Annotated in this window: 2 protein-coding genes and 1 pseudogene; 1 reads left to right on the plus strand and 2 read right to left on the minus strand. The window is 43.6% G+C overall.

Going from position 1 to position 2,671, the window contains the following annotated elements; translation table 11 throughout:
* Positions 1 to 75 precede the first annotated feature (75 nt).
* Together fabA and BCT81_RS24185 are read right to left on the minus strand one after the other, a co-directional pair.
* Entirely contained in the window at positions 76 to 591 is a 516-nt protein-coding gene (gene fabA, locus BCT81_RS24180; RefSeq protein WP_004742305.1) for a bifunctional 3-hydroxydecanoyl-ACP dehydratase/trans-2-decenoyl-ACP isomerase, read from the minus strand.
* Positions 592 to 661: 70 nt separating this feature from the next.
* Positions 662 to 2,314 (minus strand): Lon protease family protein, encoded by a 1,653-nt coding sequence (locus BCT81_RS24185; RefSeq protein WP_102426120.1) that lies wholly within the window; start codon positions 2,312 to 2,314, stop codon positions 662 to 664.
* A 189-nt stretch (positions 2,315 to 2,503) separates the two neighbouring features.
* Between BCT81_RS24185 and BCT81_RS24190 the strand changes: the two are divergent.
* Positions 2,504 to 2,671, plus strand: a pseudogene (locus tag BCT81_RS24190) (Ter macrodomain-binding protein MatP); the annotation flags it as partial.

Raw genomic sequence — 2,671 nt, forward strand, 5'->3', positions numbered from 1 at the left:
GTGCACTATAACTAAATGTTTTGGGAACAAAAATAAAGCAACCAATGGCTGCTTTATTTAAATCTAACTATCTAATTAGAATGCTGACGTATCTTGGAAAAGGCCAACTTTCAAATCTTTAGCAACATAGATCTCTTTGCCGTCAACAAGTACGCGACCATCTGCAAGGCCCATAACTAGGCGACGGTTAACAACGCGCTTCATGTGGATCTCGTATGTTACTTTTTTCGCTGTAGGTAGGATTTGACCAGTGAATTTAACTTCACCAACACCTAGAGCACGGCCTTTACCTTCGCCGCCAACCCAACCAAGGTAGAAACCAACCAGTTGCCACATTGCATCAAGGCCTAGACAACCAGGCATTACTGGGTCACCAGGGAAGTGACAATCGAAGAACCATAGGTCAGGAGTAATATCGAGCTCAGCAAGCACTAAACCTTTACCGAAATCACCTTCAGTCTCAGACATTTTGGTGATGCGGTCCATCATCAACATGTTTGGTGCTGGTAGTTGAGGACCTTGTGGCCATAGTTCGCCTTGGCTTGAAGCTAGAAGCTCTTCGCGAGTGTAAGAATCACGTTTGTTTTGCATTATCAATTACTCCGATTTTTGATAGGTGCATATTAGTGAACAGGTGTACGCTAAACAAGTCCGATCAGTACTAGACAAACCAGTTTTTGATGCGTCCAACAATTCCAATTGGGTGCTCATGTCTTTCAAAGTTTTCAATACGTTCCGCGATTTTACTAAGAACGCTTTCTTCTTCATCGTCTCTAAATGGTTTGTTCATAATGAGAGGAATAGCTTCGTCTACATTTGACACAGACCAGATGTGAAATTCTTCGTTTTTGATGCTTTCGATAAGGTCCGGTTTCAGTGCAAGATGTCTCAAATTAGACCTTGGAAGTATCACGCCTTGTTTGCCTGTTAGGCCTTGATGCTTACAAACATGGTAGAAACCTTCGATCTTCTCATTGAGGCCACCAACCGCTTGCACACGACCAAATTGGTCGACAGCACCCGTTACAGCGATTTGTTGGTCGATAGGGTATTCAGATAGTGCGCTCACTAGAGAACACAGCTCAGCAAGTGAAGCACTGTCGCCATCAACTTCGCAATACGATTGTTCAAACACGACAGACGCAGCGTATGGCAATGGATCTTCAAGGTTTAGCGCACTGCTAACGAACGCTTGCATGATCATCATGCCTTTCGCATGCAGGTTGCCACCAAGCTCAGCTTTACGTTCAACATCGGCAATATCGCCATCGCCAAAGTGAATGACACACGAAATACGTGCAGGTTCACCATAAGAGATTGGGTGACCTGGAACATCGATAACGGTTAGGCCGTTCACTTGGCCCACTTGTTCACCTTCAGTTTCGATGATGACTTGGCCATCTCGAATATCATCAAGTGCGCGCTCTGGTAGGTATGATTCTCGATTGTATTTATGCTGTTGAGCTTGTTGGATATGCTGAATATCAATCTCGCCGTTATTGGCTTCAATCAGCGCTTCATTCAGTAGCGCGTTGTGCCAAATCGGACACAATGGAATGTAACTTTGATCTTCTGTTTCTCGGGCGCCTGCGGTCAAAATCGCCGTCAACGCTTGTTGAGTCATATTCGGCAGTTCGTAACGCTGCTGAAGCCACTTCAGATACCCTAGATATTGAGTCAAAGTCTCTTCAGAAAGTTTAATGTCTTGTTCAATTTCACTAAAAAGACAAAAACCGGTTTGAATATCGCTATCCAAGTAATCAAGGTCACCGAGTTGCGCTCTGTCTCCAACGACAATCAATTTGATGTTGTATGTAAGAGGAAGCGTTGGTGATTGATTCAAGTGCTCAGGGTTACTGCTGATCGGTTCGACAGCTTCGCCAAGAAGCGCAGATTTTAATAATAACCAGCTACCCGGATTAGCAAGAATCAAATTTGCAGATACGATCAAGTAGCCGTTGTTTGCTCTGGTGAGTAGACCAGGTTTCGTCGCGATGACTTTTCCATCTCTAGACTGAACTTGGTCGAACAGAGAAATTGCATTCAACGATTCGGTTTTGATAACGGGCTGTGTATCGTCATTCAGTTCAGCGACTAAAGACTCAACGATCATTTGGCGATAGATCGAGTTGTCCGGAGAGTTGACCAACAAAACACGTGAAAGGTTTGATAAGCGGACAAAGCGAGTCAACGCATCTCTGAATCGGTGTTGAATATCTGAAAATGGGAGAGGCGAGATGTCATGGAATTGCTCTAATTGAGCGCTATATTCGTCGTACTGAGGCGTAACATGTCGCCAATCTACTTGAGTCATTTAAGTTTCTGATTATGATAATGAGGTAGGGAGTATATAGAAAAACCGATCTCGCTTGTAGCTCTATATGGACGTTACTGATCACTGGACTGATATAAGTATGATCTTGGTCTATTCTTTCAAGACAATAATTGTTAAATCGCCCATTTTGGGTTACGCTGTCACTAGGATTAACACTCGAGATTAGACATGAAATATCAGCAACTTGAAAACTTAGAATGTGGTTGGAAATGGAACTATCTGGTCAAAAAATGGAAAGAAGGCGAATCGATCACCTGCCACATTGATTCAAGTGAAGCTGACGTCGCTATTCAGGCGTTATTAAAGCTCGAACACCAACCTACAGGTGTGCTTGAG

The sequence above is a fragment of the Vibrio sp. 10N.261.52.A1 genome (assembly GCF_002876325.1).
GTDB lineage: Bacteria > Pseudomonadota > Gammaproteobacteria > Enterobacterales > Vibrionaceae > Vibrio > Vibrio chagasii.